An 18,600-nucleotide genomic window follows, 5' to 3' on the forward strand; every position below is an offset into this window, starting at 1 on the left:
GCTAACGTGTACTAATGGCCCGTGAGGCTTGACCCTATAACACCCAAGGGGTCTGGTCGTGATGATAACGATGGAAGAACCGGATACGCGTACTGAGCCAAGTGTTGATGACACAGGGCTTGGTAAGAGACGCACACAAAACACAGCCAGCATGATATGCATTAACAGTTACGCCTGACGACCATAGCAAGCGTGAACCACCTGATCCCTTGCCGAACTCAGCAGTGAAACCGCTTCGCGCCGATGGTAGTGTGGGGTCTCCCCATGCGAGAGTAGGTCATCGTCAGGCACCTATACCGCAGAAAACCCAGCCAACCGGCTGGGTTTTTTGTTTTTAAATGCCATTTATTGGCGTGATTCATGTGTGGCATCTAATATGTAGCGGCACTTGACTGTTTACTACCGTGATAGAAGGAGCATGGTGATGTATAAAGGATTCAAAACGATTGGTGTGGCACTTTTACTCGCATTCCTCGCCGTTGGTTTGACCGCCTGTGGCGATGATCAGGGCCCGGCAGAAGAAGCGGGTGAAAATATTGATGAAACCATGGAAGAAGCTGGCGATGAAATGGAAGAGGCCGGTGACGAAATGGAAGAAGCTGCTGAAGAGTAAGCGGCTGTAATGCAGTGACAAAAAAGCCCCACGTTCGATCGTGGGGCTTTTTGCATGGTTAACGCTGGGTATTAACGCCATTCAACCCGATCAAAGATACGAATCGCTTCGGGATTGTTTTCTCCCAGAATGTTGATATTGACGTCATCCTTTTTGAAGTTGCCCCATGATTCGAGGACAGGGTCACGCTTGACGTTATTCACGACGGGGAATTCATTGTTACCCGAAGCGAAGATTTCCTGAGCCGTATCGGATGCCAGGAACTCAAGGAATTCCACGGCGTTTTCGCGGTTGGGCGCACCTTCGACGACACCGGCTCCGCCAACATTGACGTGAGCGCCTCGGTCATCCTGATTGGGGAAAATGATGCCTACTTTGCGTGCAGCCTCGCGATCTGCTTCATCGTCCGACTTCAGCAGGCGCACGTAGTAATAGTGGTTGGCGACGGCGAGGTCGCATGCGCCGCTGGCGACACCAAGGATCTGGTCGGTATCACCGCCTTCTGGGTCACGTGCCATGTTATCGACAACGCCCTGAGCCCATTCTTCAGCGCCTTCCTCTCCGTGATGTTCGATCATTGAAGCGAGCAGGGACTGGTTGTAGATGTTATTGGACGAACGAATGCAGACGCTATACCCAAGGTCGTCGCTGGCAAGGTCTTCATAACGCGTGATGTCGCTGGGATCCACGTTCTCACGGTTGTAGTAGATCGCCCGTGCGCGCTGGCTAAACCCGAACCACATGCCTTCAGGGTGGCGCATGGATTCGGGGAGACGTTCAGCGAGCACGTCGGACTCGATGCCCTGGAAAATGCCCTCCTGTTCAGCGCGCCATAGCCTGCCAGCATCAACCGTCATCATGATATCGGCAGGGCTGGCGACGCCCTCGCGCTGGATGCGTTCGATCAGTTGATCGGAATCACCTTCCAGAATATTGACTTCAATACCTGTCTCTTCGGTAAATGCATCGTAAAGCCGCTCGTCAGAATCGTAATGACGAGCAGAGTAGACATTAAGCTCATCCGCTAGGGCGTGGCTTGCGAAGGCGGAGCTGGCAAGAGCAACCGCGATAGGGGCGGCGAAACGTGCAGTTTTCATTGGCGATAATCCTTACGTTGCTAATGATAATAAGTTGTATTATTAACTAGATTATTAGAGCTTTTTGCACCGTTAACGTCAAGGCGACTTACCGTTGAAGCGTGCATATAGAGTAAATAGAAAATAGAATGTTAATTACTTTCAAACGTATTGTAGGGTTGTCTGTTGCAGGCAATCGTGAATAGAGCGGTGGGTCAATGACAGCAACCATAAAGGCGGCGCAAAAAGCGCTTAATGAGACGGCGCTAACGATGCATCAGGTGCAGCACGCCTTTGGTCAGCATACCGTTGTGAAGGGTGTGGACCTAACCGTGGCACCGGGAGAGGTGGTGTGTCTGCTTGGTCCTTCCGGCTGCGGCAAGACCACCTTGCTGCGTATTGCAGCGGGTTTGGAAACGCTGCAAGAAGGCAGCGTCAGCTTGCAAGATGAACACATTGCCGCGCCAGGACTACGTCACGTGCCGCCAGAAAAGCGTAACGTGGGGCTGGCGTTTCAAGACTCGGCGCTATTCCCTCATCTGTCCGTGCTGGAAAACGTCACCTTTGGCCTGAAGCACTTGTCGGCCAGTGCCAGGCGTGAGCGTGCCGAGGAGTTGTTATCTCAGTTGGGGATGGCCAACTATGCGTCGACCTATCCCCATATGCTGTCAGGCGGGCAGCAGCAGCGTGTGGCCCTTGCCCGGGCGTTGGCGCCCGAGCCGAGGCTGATGCTATTGGATGAACCCTTTTCAAGCCTGGACGCGCGGCTTAGGGATAGGATACGCGACGATACACTGCACGTTTTAAAAAAGGTCGGGGCTGCGACCTTGCTGGTGACCCATGATCCGGAAGAAGCCATGTTCATGGCGGATCGTATTGCGCTGATGCGCGAGGGGCGCATTGTGCAAACAGGCACGCCAAGAGAACTCTACTGTTCACCCAAAGACCCGTTCGTGGTGACGTTTTTTGGTGAGGTCAATGAGATCGAAGGCGTGGTTGAAGAGGGGCATGTTACAACGCCTGTGGGGTGGGTGCCTGCTGAGGGCATCGCTGATGGGACGGCCGTGCAAGTGATGATTCGCCCGGAAGCCTTGCGTATCATCGAGCGGGACCTGCCTGTCAACTCCCATGCACATAGCCATATCGTGATGGCCAAGTTACTCGGTCGTAGTAGCCTGCTGCATCTTTGTGCCCATGCAGACGACGGCCAGGAAGCCCACTTGCATGCCAGGGTCCCTGGGGTTTTTCTGCCCGCTGAAGGGCAACCGATCGATATTCACCTGGATTTGTCGCAGGTGTTCGTGTTTCCCCGCGCCGCTGAGGACCGTTAACGACTTCTGGACAGTTACGGCTATGTTCCAGGGCGTGAGCGACGCATGGCCATACTCAGCAGTATCACTGGCAGAATGCCGACCACAACGATCGCCAGTGATGAAGTAGAGGCTTCAGCCAGGCGTTCATCAGACGCCAGGTTGTGCGCTCTGACGGCAAGCGTATCGAAGTTGAACGGCCGCAGTATGACGGTTGCGGGAAGTTCTTTCATGACATCGACAAATACCAGAATGCCCGCCGCAAGCAAGCTGCTGCGCATCAAGGGCGTGTGCACGTAGCGCAATGTACCACCCGCCGTTTGACCAAGGGTGCGAGAGGCAGCGTCCATGCTGGGGGTGACCTTGCCGAGACTGGCTTCTACGGCATTGAAGGAAACGGCTAAAAAGCGCACGACGTAGGCGTAGAGCAGGATGAAGGCCGAGCCGCTGAAGACCAGGCCAATGATCTGACCGTTGTACGCCTGCAAGCCCGTATTGATCATGTTATCCAGCCAGGCGAAGGGAATCAGAATGCCCACGGCCACCACCGAACCGGGAATGGCATAGCCCATCGCCGAAATACGTGTCGTAAAGCGCGCAAGCGCGGTGTCATGCACCCGAACGCCATAGCTGAGCAGTACCGCCGTGCCGACAGCGATGATCGCTGCAAGCGCCGCCAGACTTAGACTGTTCCAGGCAAAGCCGATAAAGCGTTCCCCCCACAGTGAATCTCCTTCCGTCAACGCCAAATCGAGAAGAATACCGCTGGGCAGCAGAAAACCGACGATGATCGGAATGGCGCATGCCGCTGTGGCGGCCGCTGCCCGCCATCCGTGAAGCGCATATTCGGGCAATTGCTGATAACGGTTGGTGGTATGGAAGTAGCGCCGCTTGCCGCGAGACCAGCGCTCCAGTAATACCAGAACAATGACGAAGCTGAGCAGGCAGGCAGCTAGCTGAGCCGCCGCCACGGGCTCACCCATGCCGAACCAGGTGCGATAGATACCGGTGGTGAAAGTGTCGACACCAAAGAACTGCACTGCCCCAAACTCATTGAGGGTTTCCATCAGCACCAACGATACGCCGCCCACCAGCGCCGGACGTGCCAACGGAACCGCGATGCTGAAAAAAAGACGCCAGGGGCCGCGACCCAGCGTACGGCCTACGTCGAGAACGCATACCGACTGTTCTAGAAAGGAGGCACGGGCTAGCAGGTAAACATAGGGGTAAAGCACCATGGTGATAAGGGTGGCGGCACCGCCTAACGAGCGGACGTTAGGAAAAAAATAATCGCCATGTTCCCAGCCGAACATGTCACGCAGGGTACTTTGCAAGGGGCCAGCAAATTGTAAGAAGTCGGTATAGGCGTAGGCGATCACATAGGTGGGTACCGCCAGTGGTAGAAGTAATGCCCACTCGAATAATCGCTTGCCCGGAAAGCGGCACATGACGACCAGCCAGGCGCTGCCTGTGCCGATGATCAGGGCACCAAGCCCCACCCAGACGACAAGCCAAAAGGTATTGTTCAGGTAGCGCGGCAGCACCGTGCTGGCAAGGTGTTGCCATACGCCATCGGTCGGCAGCGCAATATGCGCAAATACCACGATGACAGGCAGTGCCACTATCAATGCGACGCCGATGAGTACTGCCGACCAGGGAGTCAGTTTTCGCTGAGGACTGGGCTGCTGTGCGGCTAACTCACCAGAAGTGGAGCGGGACACGTGAAGACTCCTAGCAAAAGCAAACGGGTATCGCAGCGACGACATAAGGCGCGTGCGGCGAGGAATAGTACCATCGGCCGCCGATGGCTGCAGCCACTTGGCATCGGGTCAAGTGTTACCCAAAAAAAGCCCGGCTTTATGCCGGGCTGAACGACTTGAAGGATGATGAAGATCAACCGACCAATAAGCTGGGTAAGCCGGTAATCAGGACGGGGAAGAAAGCCATCAGTGCGCACGCGAATAGAATGAGCGCCACAAACGGAATAACCGCTTTGTAGAGGTCAACGATCTCAACGCCAGGCGGTGCCACCCCCTTCAGGTAAAACAAGGCATAGCCGAATGGGGGGGTAAGGAAGGAGGTCTGGAGCACAACGGCGACCATCACCACGAACCACAGCACATCGATGCCCATCGTCTCGACAATCGGCAGCATGATGGGGAAGCTGAGCAGCACGATTCCCGTCCAGTCCAGGAACATTCCCAGAATGAATACCAGAAAGAGCATCAGCAGCAGAGCGCCGAACGTACCACCTGGCATGGAAAGGACGACCTCGCTGATGACCTCCATACCGCCACCAATCGAAAATACCCCGGTAAACGCCGTGGCGCCGACCAGTACCAGCATTACCATCGTGGTGGTTTTGCCCGCTTCGATCATGGTGCTGTAGCAGGTGGAGAGCTTGCGGTCGCCGAAAATCATGAACAGGATAAAGGCGATGAAAACCCCGATAGCGGACGCTTCGGTCGCCGTTGCAATACCGGTAAACAATGCCCCCAATACGCCCAGAATCAATGACATCGGCGGAACCACGTACTTTGCAAGCATGACCATAAGCTGCCGAGTGCTGACTTCGGCGCGTTCCGCTGCTGGCACCTTCGGGCCGTAGGAGGGTTTTACATAGCAAATGATCAGCACATAAAGCGCATACATGACGCCGAGTATCAAGCCGGGCACCAGCGCCCCGGCAAATAGCGCACCCACCGAGACGGGGGAGTAGCTCGCCATCAGGATTAACATGATGCTGGGCGGAATCAAGATCCCAAGGCAGCCGCTGGCCATGATGACACCGGCACTCAGCTCTTTGTTATAGCCGTACTTGAGCATCGGTACCAGGGCAATCATGCCCATCACCGCAATGGACGCACCGACAATCCCTGTTGTGGCAGCGAGCAACACCGAGACTACGACCACCGTCAGCGCTAGCCCGCCGCGCAGGTTGGCGAGCAACAATCGCATGACATCGAACATTTTCTCGGTCACGCCTGAGTCGTTCAAAAACCGCGCCATCAGGATAAACAGGGGGATGGCCACGAGCACGTAGTTATCCATGGCGTTGCCATAGACGTTGTTGATAATAATGCCAAGGGTGTTGGCGCCAGGACCCAGAAAAGCGCCAATAACGGCCACGCCCCCCAGCACAAACGCTAGTGGATGACCCATGAACAGGCCGACTAGCAGGCCGCCAAACATCACCAGAGTCAATAATTCTGCACTCATGCGTGGTTCTCCTCACGCAGTTGAATAATAGCGCGCAGCACGATGGCAATGGCCTGCAGCAAAATCAAAACGGCTGCCAGGACAATCACCCCTTTCACGGGATACACCGGAATGGAAACCATACCGTAAGTGGTCTCGCCACGGCTGATGGAGCGTTCGAAAAAAAGCCAGCCGTAGGTCAGCATCAGCCAGATAAACGGGATGAAAAATACCGCATAGCCGATGATTTCCAGGACCGCCTGTTTCTTGCGGGCTAACAGACGCTTTAGCACGTCGACTTCCACATGCGCGTGATGACGAAGTCCATAGGCGGCCATCAGCATAAAGTGAGCGCCGAAGAGCATTTTGGTCACGTCAAAGGCCCAGTCGCTTGGGCGCCCAAGGAAAAAACGCATCGCGATGTCATACAACACAATCAGTGTGATAACCGCGATAAGGGGTGCAACAATTCGCCCAAATAGCTCATTGAACCTGTCAATGGCTGCTGCGATCGCATGCATGAGTTATCTCCCGATTCCGGATAATGGCACTAGACGTAAAAACCGCCCCGACGCTGACATCGGGGCGGTTATCGACGATTAATTACATGCAGGCTTCGATTTCTTCGAGCGATGGCAGGTTGTCGATGGAACGGCTCATGTTGAATGGCACGGTGATGTCACGCCAGTTCGCGTAGTGCTCCATATAGCTGATCATGGAGTGGTAAACTTTTGCGTGCATCGGGTCTTCACATGCGCCGCGCAGAATCACTTCGTTGGTCGCGTCCTGGATGGTGGCAAGGTCTTCAGCCGAGAGCGTGCTGATTTCGACGCCATCTTCCTGGAATTTCACGGTGGCCTCGGTGGACTGACGCTCTGACCATGCCAGCGACCACGCCATCGTCGCGTCGGCAGCGATTTTCAGGGTTTCCTGGGTTTCCTCGGAAAGCTCATCCCAGGCATCCTTGTTGATCATTACACCGAAGACACTCGCCGATTGGTGCCAGCCTGGGGTTGACCAGTAATCGGCCACTTCGGAGAAGCCGGCGTTATAGTCGACGCCCGGTGTAGAGAACTCACCCGCATCGATCACGCCGCGCTCGATCGCCTGGTAAACTTCACCACCGGCCAGCGTGACCTGTGAGCCACCCAGCTCTTCAAGGACGCGGCCCTGGTCACGGCCTGACAGGCGCAGGCGCTTGCCTTCAAGGTCGGCAATGCTTTCGATGGGCGTGTTGCCCATGAAACCGGATTCGTTATTGGTGATCCCGTAGGGCAGATACACCATGTTGTAGTTGCCATATACTTCTTGATAGAGGTCCCAGCCACCCCACTGCTGAATCCAGTTGAGGTAATCAACGCCGTTGAACAGGCTGGTGGTCGTGGCGAGGGGCGAAAACGCCGGGCTACGGCCTGCCCAGTAGCCGGGCCAGTCGCCCGATGCCTGGATAGCACCGGTTTCGGTGGCGTCAAATACCTCGGTGCCGGGCATCAGCGTGCCGCCAGCGCGGAAGTTGATCTGCAGCTCGTCGCCTGCCAACTGGTTGACCAACTCGACCCAATGCTGGTCAATTTTAATGAGGTCCAGGTTGTCTGGCCATGTCGTGGTCATGGTCCACTCTTGCTGGGCATGAGCGGTCGAGGAGATGGCTGCCAATGCAACACCGGCAGCGAGACTTGTAATGGCAAACTTGGCAGTTTTTTTCATGTTGGATCCTGTTGGTCGCCGTTAGATTTATTAGGAGATGTGGATGCAGTTCGTGCAGTTGGCATGCATTACGTTTACGTAAAGGAATGAATTACCCTGCATGCTTAAATTAGCACATTCAGGCCGTTGCAATGCAACATCCGTGCTGTGCCAGGTCGAGGGCTGACAAGCAGAGTGAAGATGTTTCTTATTTATATAAAAATCATGTGGTTAGTTGGTTACTGGGGCGTTCGGGCGACAACACCTAAGTGTGAAAAACGTTGAAAGGGTCTCGGTGATGCAACCAAAGTTGTAAGCTGTCTATCCCGTCGAGGAGATCTTATGTCGTCGTTATCAACCGGCGAAGCGGTAGTGTCACGGTCGATCACGCTACTGGTTCAACGGGCAAGACAGCTGGAGAGGCGGCGTTGGCGTCAGCTCGTCTGGCTGCAAGGCGGTGCCAGGCAATGTGAAGCGCTGGCGGTTGCGCTATGGCAAGCCCAGGCTTGGCATTCCCCACTATGGATAGGCAAGGGTGCTCCCGTTCAGCCTGCAATGAAAGCCAATCAGGCCATTCACTGGCTCGGTTCCGAGCATCAACTGGTGGTGGTCAATGCCCATGACCACGCCGGTGGCTTCAATCCTGATGCGTTAGGTGCCATTGGCGGGACCCTGACAGCGGGGGGGCTGCTTTTGTTGATAACGCCTGATGACTGGGGGCGGGAGCCCGACCCGGACTACGTGCGCATTGCCGACGCCCCCTGGCAGTGGAGCGACCTGACAGCGCGCTACCTGGCACGTCTGGCCGCTCAGTTGAAAGCGTCAGAACGGATCATCCGCTGGGTACCCGGAGCGCTGCCTCGACTGGGGCGCCTCGTGGCAACGCCGCCGATAATGCAAAAGCCCGAAGATGCCGATTGCATCACCCTGGATCAGGCGGCTGCCGTCAGGGCACTGGTCGGTCTCAAACGACGGCGACCGCTGGTCATCACCGCCGACCGAGGCCGGGGTAAAAGCGCCGCGCTGGGCATTGCCTGTGTTCGATTGCTACAGCAGCAGAGAACCTCGCGGGTGATTGTCACCGCGCCACGCCTGGCCGCCGTGGAAGCTGTGTTTGAGCGTGTCGTGGCGCTATGTCCCGATGGCAATCGAGCCACCCCAGAGCGATTTACCTTCACCAACGGCGCTGAACTTTTGTTCGTTGCGCCCGATGCGCTTGGCGAACACCTGGCATCAGGAACGCTGGGTGGCGACGGCAGCTACCTGATGGTCGATGAAGCCGCAGCGCTACCGCCAGCGCTGTTAGCACAATGGCTGGCCGCCTTTCCGAGACTTGCGTTTGCCACCACCGTCCATGGTTACGAGGGGTCCGGGCGCGGGTTTGCGCTGCGTTTTCGTCACGTACTTGATGTGCAGACACCGGACTGGAAGGCCCTTACGCTTAATACACCGGTTCGCTGGCAGGCGGCGGATCCGCTTGAGACAACGCTCAATCAGCTACTGCTATTGAACGCGCCGTTACCTACCACTAAGGAAGCATTATCGCGACCATCGGCTTCGTACGCAGTCCCCCGCGATGAATTGGCCCAGAACGAGGCGGCGCTGGCCCCGCTATTTGGTCTGCTGGTGCAGTCTCACTATCGCACGACCCCCAGCGACTTGCGCCAGTTGCTGGATGGCCCCGGTATGCGCCTGCGCGTTATCGGCCAGCAGCAACGGCCACAGGCAGTGCTGGTCACCCGTGAAGAAGGAGGCTTTGCAACGGACCTTGCTGATCAGGTGGCGCGCGGAGAGCGCCGCCCCCAGGGGCATTTAATGGCTCAGTCACTGGCGGCGCATGCGGGCTGCCGGGGTGCGCTGACAGCGCGTTGGCGGCGGGTGGTTCGTATTGCCTGCCACCCTGGCTGGCGTCGTCAGGGGTTGGGGGGCAGGCTGTTGAGTGACGATCGGCAACAAGCCGCCGATCAGGGCGTCATGCTGTATGGCGCGACCTTTGGCGCGGATGCGGGGCTGCTGCGTTTCTGGCGTGCCGAAGGGTTTAGAACGGTGCGCCTGGGCGTTACCCGTGAACCTTCCAGCGGCGAGTTCGCCATCATGGTGGCAAGCGCCTTGAACCCGGCAGGTGAAAAAGTGCTGGATGCCCTTTCCGAACGGTTTGTCGCCCTGCTGCCCAACTTGTTGGCATTTGAACTGGCGCGTTTGCCTGCCGAGGTGGTGAGCCTGGTGATCAGCGAACTGCCCGAGCAGCCGTTGACCGCGGTTGAATGGCAGGACATCGACGATGTGGCGACAGCGCATCGGTCCCCTTCCCTTGCCCGGTCGTCCTTGCAGGCACTGGCCCGCGAAGCGAGTCGCTGGCCGCTGTCGGCCACGGGTCAATCAGCACACCAGCAACTGGCCGCCTGGGCGTTCCAGAATCAGCCGCTTGCCGATGCGCCGAGCGTGTCCGTGCGAGCGCTACGCGAGGCGGTGCGAACCCTTTGGGCTCAGCAACCGCTTCCCCCCGCTGCCCGGGACCGTTAAAGTAAGCCGGTTATCCATGATAAAGAGTTTCCATGAACGAACATCTTGATGCGCTGACCCCAACACTTGTGTGGCAGCATTTTCGTACGCTGTGTAATACGCCTCGCCCATCCGGCCATGAGGCCCAGCTTGTTGAGCTGCTGGAAGCCTGGGCAGAGACACAAGGCATGACCCACGACCGTGATGCCTTTGGCAATTTGCGTCTGTGCAAGTCAGCTACTCCGGGGTATGAACACGTTCCTGGGCTTATTCTGCAGGGCCATCTGGATATGGTGGCTCAAGCCAATGCCGGTCACGCGCATGACTTCCAGCGTGACCCGATCGCGACCTATATCGCTGACGGCTGGCTGCATGCCGAGGGCACGACCCTGGGGGCTGATAATGGCCTCGGCGTGGCCGCGATTCTGGCGCTGCTTGAGGACCCAGAGCTAACCCATGGCCCTCTGGAGGCCTTGTTTACCCTTGAGGAAGAAACGTCAATGGGCGGTGCCCTGCATCTGGCCGAAAACTGGCTGGAAGGAGAGCGCCTGCTGAACCTCGACAGCGAGGATCACGGCGAGGTGTTTATTGGCTGTGCGGGCGGGGCTGATGTGGTCGTGAATGCCCAGCTGCCCAGCGCCGCACTCAGGGACGACGAGTGCCTGCTCAGGCTGTCGCTGACGGGATTGAAGGGTGGTCATTCGGGGTTGGATATCCATCAGCCGCTGGGTAACGCCAACCGCCTGTTGGTGCGCGTACTGCGCTCACTCGAGGATGTCGATGCCCGATTGCTGAGCTATCAGGGTGGCACATTGCGCAATGCGATCCCTCGCGAAGCCTTCGCCGATATCGCCCTGCCTGTTGACGAGCAGCAAGAGGCGCTGGCTATTGTCAACGAGCTGACGCAGACGCTGCAGCGCGAGCTGGGCAGCGGCGATGAGGGTATGCGGCTGATTGCCGAGCCCATCAGCCCAAGCGGAGACGTTGAGCCGCTGACACTGGATGCCAGCACCATGCTGGTGGCCGCGTTGCATGCCGCCCCCTGTGGCGTCGAACGGATGAGTGCCGATGTGCCCGGCGTGGTTGAAACGTCCAATAACCTGGGGGTGGTGAGCCTGGATAAAGGGCGCTTTCACCTTTGTGCACTGGTGCGCTCGCTGCACGACAGCGCCGTCGTGGCCATGGCGGACCGTTTTAAAGCGCTGTTTGGACTGATCGGGGCAAGGGTCAATGTCGAGCACGGCTACCCGGGCTGGGTACCCAATCCCGACGGTGACCTGCTCAAGCGCTTTAACGCCTGCCACCAGTCGCTGTTAGGCAAACAGCCAGCGGTCAAGGTGATTCATGCGGGGCTCGAGTGCGGCATTCTGGGCAGTAAATACCCACACCTCGATATGCTGTCATTCGGCCCGACAATTCGCGGCGCGCACTCGCCGGATGAGCGCGTTGAACTGGCAACGGTGGACGAGTTCTGGGGCTTGTTGAGAGCGTTGGTGGAAGACCTGGCGCATAACCCCTGAACCCGAAACGGCACCCGATGGGTGCCGTTTTTATTCGGTGACTGGCGGCTGAAGCGCTTATTTACTGAGGTAGGCGTTCAGCATCCAGACGGTTTTTTCCTGCTCGCGGATGTAATCGCTTGCCTGCGAGGCGGTGCCTTCATCGTCGGCGTCTGACGCGATGGACAGCAGCTCACGCTGCAGTTCGATCAGCGCTTGATAGCCGCGCAATACGCCATTGACGCAGGCGGTGCCGTCATGGACGTCTTTGTCTTCCTCGATCCGCGAGAGCTTGATGTAGTCGCTATAGGCGTGGACCGGTTTGTGGCCCAATGTCAGGATGCGCTCGGCAACCTCATCCACTTTCGTCAGCAGGTCGGTGTAAAATTCTTCGAACTTGGCGTGCAGCTCAAAAAAATCATTACCCCTGACGTTCCAGTGATAGCCACGAACGTTCATGTAAAAAATCTGGTAGTTGGCGAGCAGGTGATTGAGCTTCTCAGCCAACTGGGTGGCGCTGCCTTCGTGAAGACCGATGCTGTTGGTATCGGACATATTTTGGCTCCTTGGTGAGCGCCGCTGTGCGGCGACTGACGTTGGTGTTCAGGTTAAGTGGGCGAGCGTGGGTTGCAAAGCAGGTTTTTTGCATTGCCGCCATAGCGCTAGCCCATTACCTATCAATGTGTAGCCATTAAGTCTGTAGCTATTAAGTGCTGACGAAGTCGTCGCTTTTCAAGGGCGGGCCGCCCGCCAGAGCCGAATCAGGTTTTCGCAGCGGGCTTCAAGCAGCTCAGCCGTGCGCGGTAATGCGTCGCTTAACGGCATCGGGCCATCGGCAAGCGCAAAGGCGGCGGTCACGCCCTCCTGGAAACAAGCCTGCCAGCCATCGCCCAGACTGCCCGCTAATACAACCACCGGTACCTGTTGCCCCGCAGCCGCCCGCGCAACGCCGATGGGTGTCTTGCCGGAAAGGCTCTGGCCGTCCAGGCGCCCTTCACCGGTAATCACCAGGTCGGCCTGGGCAAGCAGGGTGTCAAACCCGGCCTGCTGCATGAGCATGTCGATGCCGGGTTTCAGCGTGGCGCCCAGGAAGGCGTGCGCCGCAAAGCCCATGCCGCCCGCTGCCCCCGCGCCGGGCAGGTCGCGGTCATCCCGGCCCAGAACATCGGCCGCGATGTCGGCAAAGTGGCCAAGCGCCTGGTCAAGTTGCTGAACCTGAGCGGGGGTCGCCCCTTTTTGTGGTCCGAAAACGGCGCTGGCGCCGTGCTCGCCCAGCAGGGGGTTATCGACATCCACGGCGGCGTCAATGTCCAGTTTGCCAAGCCGAGGGTCCAGCTCCTCTAATGACAGCGTCGCCAGGTCGGCAAGCGCTGCCCCGCCCGGAGGCAGCGCCTGCCCCTGGCTATCGAGCAAGCGAGCCCCCAGCGCCTGGAGCATGCCAGCACCGCCATCGTTGGTGGCGCTACCGCCCAATAAAAGCAGCGCTTTCTCTGCGCCGTGATCCAGTGCTGCGAGAAACAGTTGGCCTACGCCATAGGTAGACGTATAACGCGCATCGCGCTCCTGCTCGGTAAGGGGTTGCAGCCCACTGGCTTCTGCCAGTTCAATAAACGCGGTACGCTGCTCGGTAAGCCAGCCCCAATGGGCCTGGCGCGGGCGCCCCAGGGCATCCAACACCGTTTGTTGACGACGCTCGGCCCCGGTTGCCGCGATCAGGGCGTCGAGGCTGCCTTCACCGCCGTCAGCCAATGGGCAGATCAGCGGATGAAGGTCAGGGGCTGCCCGTGCGGCGCCCCGGGCCATGGCATGTGCCGCTTCTTCGGCGCTCAGTGCGTCTTTAAAACTATCGGGGCAAAACAGGATATGCATGGGCACCCTTTTCAATGATCATGGTCAGTAGAGTGAGCTTAGCGCGCCGTGTCGGTGCAAACCAGCGCCACCCGTCAACCCAAGGAGTGGTTATGAAGTGGATGCCTTTCAGTTTCATATGCCTGCTCGCCCTTGGGGGCTGCCAGGCGGTACCGTCATCACTGCCCTATGCGGACCCCCCGCCTTCCCAGGCGTGCTACTTTCCAAGCGCTGCGTCTTCAACCTTGACTGCCAGTGTCGATGTGCTGACTGAATGGGGTTTCAGTCTGGACGCAAGCGATACCCGGCTAGGCCTGTTAAGCGCCAGTCGAGAGCGCGAGCTACATGGCGCGTCGGACCTTTACGCCTGGCCGCATTTCAGCTCTCGAACGTCGCTGAGCGTGTTCGGTGGAATGGGTATTGGCGGCCGGTCGCACTTGGGAGTCGGCTTGGGCGGTGGGTTTGGTCAGTTGCCCACTGAAGTGGAGCGTGTATCGCTGCTGTGGGATAACCATCACGTGCGGGTGTCACGCGATATCCGCCGGTTTGACCAGTATGGCAGTTTGCGCACGGGGCGTAGCGCCAGTACCGACGATTTTTGCGCGCGATTCCAGCGTGCCCTGGACGCGTATACGGCCACAGGAGACAGCCCATCATGAGAGTGATTCACTGGGTCGCGGCTGGCTTGCTTCTGCTAATGCTCAGCGGCTGCGCGACAACACCGCCACCAGAGCCACGCGAACTGGTCTATCCGGTACCGGCTGAAGACACCTTTCGTGCGGCAGTTAGCCTGATGATCGAGCAAGGTTATGTCGTGCGCCATGCCGATTTATCGCTTGGGCGTGCCGAAGGCGTGTTGGCACGCTGGCCTGGTTACCGGTTAGTGCTTGAGGTGAATGAGGTAGGCAGGGAAAGCCATGTGCGCGTTTCGGCGTGGCGTGGCGGGCAGCCGTTACCGCCGAACCGTCTGGATCCATGGTTGGTGGCGCTCCAGAGCCGCCTGGAGGTGGCACCATGAGGTTTGTAACCCGTTGGCTGACGCCTGGATGGATGGGCTTTATGGGGGCGTTGAGCCTGCTGGTCAGTGCGAGCGCCATGGCGCATCCCCACGGATGGATCGATATCAGCGTCCGCGTGCTGACCGATGACCAGGGGCGGGTAACGGGGCTGCACCAAACCTGGCAAATGGATCCTTTCTATAGCCTGGTGGTGTTCGACGAACTGCAACGTGTTGATGGGGCGACGCTCGACGAAGGGCTGGATCAGTTGGGCGGCGAAATACGCAACAATCTCTCAAGCCAAGGCTACTTCACCGAAGTGCGGGTGGATGGTGAGCGTCTGCCACTGAAGGAGGTGAGCGAATACACCGCCATGCGGCGCGATAACCGACTGACGTTTATTTTTATCCTGCCGTTCGCATCCACGCCAGCATTAAGCGGCAGCACGCTCACGTATCAAGTGTATGACCCGACGTATTACCTTGAGGTGGTGCATGAAGCAGAAGGTGACCAGCCAAGCGACAATGCCCTTGTGCTGCGTGACATGCCCCAATGCGAGCTCACCATCATGCCCGCTGACCCGGATCCCGAGAAGGTCATGGCGGCGTCGCTTCTGGATGCCGATGAAAGCGGCGAATCCGGGTTAGGGCGTTATTTCGCCGAAACGGGCCAGGTGGTGTGTCCATGATGTCTCGGCGTTTCCCCTGGGGGCTGCTATGCCTGTTGGCCTTGGGGGTTGGCGTCTTCGGCCTTGTCGTGTGGCAGGGCGGGTTAGCGTCAATGAGTTACACCCTGCTCGGCTGGCAGCGTGACCTTCACCGGGAGCTTACCCTTGCGCTGACGGCGCTTTCAGAGCAGTCAGCGGCGGCCACCTGGGCAGCACTGATGGGCGTAAGCTTCGGCTATGGCGTGTTTCATGCCGCCGGGCCAGGGCATGGGAAGGCGGTGCTGGCAACATTTTTGATGTCTCACGGCGGTGCCGTAGGGCGTGCCCTGGGGCTTTCGTTTGCCGCGGCGTTGCTTCAGGGACTAACGGCCGTCGGGTTGGTGGCCATCCTGGTCTATGGCCTCGGCTGGGTGACGCGCCAGGCGATGGGCAGCGTTGCATGGGTGGAATACGCCAGTTTCCTTCTGGTGGCGGCGCTGGGCGTATGGCTTTGCTGGCGGGCTGTCGGCCAACTGCGCCGGGCTTATGCTGTGAGCGACCACGACCACGACCACGACCACGACCACGACCACGACCACGACCACGACCACGACCACGACCACGACCACGACCACGACCACGACCATGCATGCTGCGGGGGGCACGCTATTAGCCCTCAGCAGTCGCTGGATTGGCGCACCGCGCTATTGACCGTCGGTGCGATTGGCATGCGCCCGTGCAGCGGGGCGGTGTTGATGCTGGGAGCTGCAGGCTTGCTGGGTCAGTTTGTGGTGGGGGTGGCCGCTGTTGCCGCCATGTCGTTGGGTACGGGGCTGACCGTATCGGTGCTTGCGCTGGCCAGTGTGGTGGCGCGGGGCTGGGCACAGCGGCGCCTGGTGCGTCAGGGGGCGACTCATCGACGTGCCCAGCGCGCAGCTGGCTGGGTCGCGCTCGCGGGCGGCATCGTGATCGTGACGCTGGGCGTTTCCCTCTGGGCGGCGGGCATCGCCCAGCCTGTGGGTGACCCGGTGTTGGGCGAGCCGCCGTCTCGGTCAGGCAACCCGCTCACCGGCGGTTAGCCCCCTAAGTCCAGCGTTTCAATCAGCGTCGTGAGGCGTGCCTGAATTGCCTGCTGCTCGCCGGGTGAATACGGCTCGGCACTACCGTGGCCCCAAACGGGCGCTGGCCAGGCGTGGTCGTCATGATGGCGAATCACCACATGTACATGCAGCTGGCTGACCACGTTACCCAGCGTGGCGATATTGAGCTTGTCGCCGTTAAAGGCAGCCTTCATTGCCTGGCCCAGCTGGCCCGCCTCCCGCCAGAGTTGTTGCTGATCGTCGGGCGTCAGTTCAAACACCTCGCTCAGCGCAGCACGCCTGGGCACCAGGACCACCCAGGGATAGCGCGCGTCGAGCATCAACAGGGCGCGGCAGAGCGGCAAGTCTGCCAGTGGCTGCGTGTCGTTAGCCAGGCGTTCATCGAGTACAAAGGGTGTCATTACTTGGTTCCTTAATGGGGAGTGTATCCTGTGCGCGGCAAAGTAGGCGTAATCCTGAAAAGGCTGTTACTCTGAAAGTGCTTTTGGCTCATACGAATTGAGTTGAAGTATCCCGATAGTGAATGAATTTGTTAAGGAGAACACTCATGAAAAAACTACTGGCAATGAGCTTTATTCTTTTAATGTCGGCAGGCGCACTGGCGGGCTGCAATACCATTAGTGGGGCAGGACAGGATGTAGAAGAGGGTGGCCAAGCCGTCCAGGACGCTGCAAGCTAAGCAGAACGGTGCTTAGCGGGCCGACGTTTAGCGTCGGCCCGCTACGTTATAAACGTATTTTCTATGTGACAGGAGTTTCAAGGATGACATGTCAACGTGGTTGGCAGCTTGTTGTTTTGACGTTTTTAGCCCTCTTCTTGGCAGCCTGTGCCCAGACGCCAGGCAAAGGAGACGATGTTCCGAGTGCGCCACCGCCTCCGAAGGTGGATAACGCTCAGTCTCCCGGTGATGAAGCAGCCTGCCGTCTGGATGACATTCAGTACGCCGTGGGAACGCCGCTTGGCGACACCTCAAGCGACGCGCTGGCGCGTCAAAGCGGTGCCGAACAAGTCCGCGTGTTGCGGCCAGGGGAGGCGGCCACCATGGATCATCGCCCCGGGCGGCTGAATATCCACCTCGATGATAATGACGTCATCGAAGAGCTTAGATGCGGTTAGTCGTAGCGGTCCTTCCAGCGCTGGCGGTTGACCTGTTCTTTGAGTAATTCCAGGACGTCGTACACCACCTGCTCGGTGACCCGGTCACTGCCTTCGTCCGGTGTCAGCCAGCTGTCAAAGCCGTTTTCCGCCGCGCCTTCAACGAGCCGTTGGAACTCGGGGGAGTGAATCGACAGGGCGACTTCATCCACCAGCCGTTGGGCAACGCCACTTAACGACGCTTCCATGGCGCTGGCTGCAGGCTCACCCATGGGCAGGCGTCGCAGCCGCTGTATTTCGGGACTTTCACGCAGCGTGCGGCTGACCAGGTCGCTGATCGCCGCCATGATGGCCTGTCGGTTGTGCTGGTAGGCGGTGCCCACCGACGTCTCGAGCCGCTGGGCAATTTCCTGGATGAGTTGCTGTTTGCGAGGCATGACGACGCGGTCTATGACCTGTTCGGTCAATGAATCGCTTGAGCGTATCTGCTGCTGAACATTTCCCAGCAACCGCAGGGCGATACGGTCGGAGAGCTCTTCCAGCAAGATATCGTAATACTTGGCGAAGAACTTGTAGATCCACCAACCCTCGACGTTGATAAGACGCAGGCGGTGCAGCCGGTAAAGCAGCGAGATAACCCGCAGAATGCGCAACCAGCGCAGCCCGCTCAGCGGGATGCAGCCCAGGACGTCGTACCAATGTACAAAGGGGTAGAAAAACCAGCGATGGTAGCGACGCTCGGCAATTGCCACGGCCCAGCCCAGCAACACGTCGGCGATAAAAATGCTGACAAAGAACAGGTCGATGGTAATAAAACGGCTGTGAATGGTTGTCGCGTAGGCGCCGTGAAAGCCCGGCGATAACGCCTCTATCGTCTGGTTGATCGGGGCGAGTAAAAATAGCGAATCGAACAACAGCAAACCGAGGTTGATGACCACGGCCGCTAGAATGAAAAAGTCCCAGCCGATATGCGCGTACTCAACGCCCTTTGGCAGGTGGGGGTAGCGCTCCCTGGCAGGCATGGCGAAC

Annotated in this window: 19 protein-coding genes and 1 rRNA gene; 11 read left to right on the forward strand and 9 right to left on the reverse strand. The window is 58.5% G+C overall.

Going from position 1 to position 18,600, the window contains the following annotated elements:
- Positions 1–173: 173 nt before the first annotated feature.
- Positions 174–289 (forward strand): 5S ribosomal RNA (gene rrf, locus ADS46_RS07225).
- A 135-nt stretch (positions 290–424) separates the two neighbouring features.
- Positions 425–613 carry a hypothetical protein gene (locus ADS46_RS07230; RefSeq protein WP_066318197.1) on the forward strand — a complete coding sequence of 63 codons (189 nt, stop codon included), beginning with the start codon at positions 425–427 and terminating at the stop codon, positions 611–613.
- A 71-nt stretch (positions 614–684) separates the two neighbouring features.
- On the opposite strand, the gene ADS46_RS07235 is transcribed toward ADS46_RS07230, so the two are convergent.
- Positions 685–1,710, reverse strand: a complete 1,026-nt coding sequence (locus ADS46_RS07235) for a Fe(3+) ABC transporter substrate-binding protein (RefSeq protein ID WP_066318199.1) — start codon at positions 1,708–1,710, stop codon at positions 685–687.
- Positions 1,711–1,907: 197 nt separating this feature from the next.
- On the opposite strand from ADS46_RS07235, the gene ADS46_RS07240 reads away from it, so the two are divergent.
- On the forward strand, positions 1,908–3,020 hold the full coding sequence (locus ADS46_RS07240; RefSeq protein WP_066318202.1) for an ABC transporter ATP-binding protein: 1,113 nt from the start codon (positions 1,908–1,910) through the stop codon (positions 3,018–3,020).
- A gap of 20 nt (positions 3,021–3,040) precedes the next feature.
- Here the strand turns inward: ADS46_RS07240 and ADS46_RS07245 are convergent, their stop codons facing one another.
- The 4 genes from ADS46_RS07245 to dctP all read right to left on the reverse strand — a co-directional run bounded on the left by ADS46_RS07245 (position 3,041) and on the right by dctP (position 7,904).
- Positions 3,041–4,720, reverse strand: a complete 1,680-nt coding sequence (locus tag ADS46_RS07245; protein ID WP_066318204.1) for an ABC transporter permease — start codon at positions 4,718–4,720, stop codon at positions 3,041–3,043.
- A 172-nt stretch (positions 4,721–4,892) separates the two neighbouring features.
- A complete protein-coding gene (locus ADS46_RS07250) occupies positions 4,893–6,218 on the reverse strand; it encodes a TRAP transporter large permease (protein ID WP_066318206.1) in 1,326 nt (441 codons plus the stop codon).
- Entirely contained in the window at positions 6,215–6,718 is a 504-nt protein-coding gene (locus ADS46_RS07255; RefSeq protein WP_066318209.1) for a TRAP transporter small permease subunit, read from the reverse strand. The genes ADS46_RS07250 and ADS46_RS07255 overlap by 4 nt, the downstream gene beginning before the upstream one ends.
- A gap of 82 nt (positions 6,719–6,800) precedes the next feature.
- Positions 6,801–7,904, reverse strand: a complete 1,104-nt coding sequence (dctP, locus tag ADS46_RS07260; RefSeq protein ID WP_066318211.1) for a TRAP transporter substrate-binding protein DctP — start codon at positions 7,902–7,904, stop codon at positions 6,801–6,803.
- 321 nt (positions 7,905–8,225) lie between these two features.
- Here dctP and ADS46_RS07265 point away from each other — a divergent pair, with 321 nt between their 5' ends.
- Together ADS46_RS07265 and ADS46_RS07270 are read left to right on the forward strand one after the other, a co-directional pair.
- A complete protein-coding gene (locus ADS46_RS07265; protein WP_066318213.1) occupies positions 8,226–10,406 on the forward strand; it encodes a GNAT family N-acetyltransferase in 2,181 nt (726 codons plus the stop codon).
- Between the two features lie 32 nt (positions 10,407–10,438).
- Complete coding sequence (locus tag ADS46_RS07270) at positions 10,439–11,905, forward strand: aminoacyl-histidine dipeptidase (protein ID WP_066318215.1); 1,467 nt, start codon at positions 10,439–10,441, stop codon at positions 11,903–11,905.
- Positions 11,906–11,962: 57 nt separating this feature from the next.
- Here ADS46_RS07270 and ADS46_RS07275 read toward each other — a convergent pair whose 3' ends face one another.
- Both ADS46_RS07275 and ADS46_RS07280 read right to left on the reverse strand, forming a co-directional pair.
- Entirely contained in the window at positions 11,963–12,439 is a 477-nt protein-coding gene (locus ADS46_RS07275) for a Dps family protein (RefSeq protein WP_066318217.1), read from the reverse strand.
- 177 nt (positions 12,440–12,616) lie between these two features.
- Complete coding sequence (locus ADS46_RS07280; protein WP_066318220.1) at positions 12,617–13,753, reverse strand: glycerate kinase; 1,137 nt, start codon at positions 13,751–13,753, stop codon at positions 12,617–12,619.
- A gap of 92 nt (positions 13,754–13,845) precedes the next feature.
- Here ADS46_RS07280 and ADS46_RS07285 point away from each other — a divergent pair, with 92 nt between their 5' ends.
- The 4 genes from ADS46_RS07285 to ADS46_RS07300 are packed head-to-tail and all read left to right on the forward strand — an operon-like array spanning position 13,846 to position 16,455.
- A complete protein-coding gene (locus ADS46_RS07285) occupies positions 13,846–14,391 on the forward strand; it encodes a hypothetical protein (RefSeq protein WP_066318223.1) in 546 nt (181 codons plus the stop codon).
- Positions 14,388–14,750 carry a hypothetical protein gene (locus ADS46_RS07290; RefSeq protein WP_066318224.1) on the forward strand — a complete coding sequence of 121 codons (363 nt, stop codon included), beginning with the start codon at positions 14,388–14,390 and terminating at the stop codon, positions 14,748–14,750. Before ADS46_RS07285 ends, ADS46_RS07290 begins: the two co-directional genes overlap by 4 nt.
- The gene (locus tag ADS46_RS07295) at positions 14,747–15,418 is read left to right on the forward strand and encodes a DUF1007 family protein (protein ID WP_420706107.1); all 672 of its coding nucleotides are present in this window, start codon (positions 14,747–14,749) and stop codon (positions 15,416–15,418) included. Before ADS46_RS07290 ends, ADS46_RS07295 begins: the two co-directional genes overlap by 4 nt.
- On the forward strand, positions 15,415–16,455 hold the full coding sequence (locus ADS46_RS07300) for a nickel/cobalt transporter (protein WP_234346782.1): 1,041 nt from the start codon (positions 15,415–15,417) through the stop codon (positions 16,453–16,455). The genes ADS46_RS07295 and ADS46_RS07300 overlap by 4 nt, the downstream gene beginning before the upstream one ends.
- Here ADS46_RS07300 and ADS46_RS07305 read toward each other — a convergent pair.
- Positions 16,452–16,877 (reverse strand): HIT domain-containing protein, encoded by a 426-nt coding sequence (locus tag ADS46_RS07305; protein WP_066318225.1) that lies wholly within the window; start codon positions 16,875–16,877, stop codon positions 16,452–16,454. The genes ADS46_RS07300 and ADS46_RS07305 overlap by 4 nt on opposite strands.
- Positions 16,878–17,023: 146 nt before the next feature.
- Between ADS46_RS07305 and ADS46_RS07310 the strand changes: the two genes are divergently transcribed.
- Both ADS46_RS07310 and ADS46_RS07315 read left to right on the forward strand, forming a co-directional pair.
- The gene (locus ADS46_RS07310; RefSeq protein ID WP_066318226.1) at positions 17,024–17,155 is read left to right on the forward strand and encodes an entericidin A/B family lipoprotein; all 132 of its coding nucleotides are present in this window, start codon (positions 17,024–17,026) and stop codon (positions 17,153–17,155) included.
- Positions 17,156–17,238: 83 nt separating this feature from the next.
- The gene (locus ADS46_RS07315; protein WP_066318227.1) at positions 17,239–17,592 is read left to right on the forward strand and encodes an I78 family peptidase inhibitor; all 354 of its coding nucleotides are present in this window, start codon (positions 17,239–17,241) and stop codon (positions 17,590–17,592) included.
- On the opposite strand, the gene ADS46_RS07320 is transcribed toward ADS46_RS07315, so the two are convergent.
- The gene (locus ADS46_RS07320) at positions 17,589–18,593 is read right to left on the reverse strand and encodes a hypothetical protein (protein WP_066318228.1); all 1,005 of its coding nucleotides are present in this window, start codon (positions 18,591–18,593) and stop codon (positions 17,589–17,591) included. The two genes, ADS46_RS07315 and ADS46_RS07320, sit on opposite strands and share 4 nt — an antisense overlap.
- Positions 18,594–18,600: the final 7 nt, after the last annotated feature.

It is taken from the genome of Halomonas sp. G11, from assembly GCF_001663515.1.
Lineage (GTDB): Bacteria > Pseudomonadota > Gammaproteobacteria > Pseudomonadales > Halomonadaceae > Vreelandella.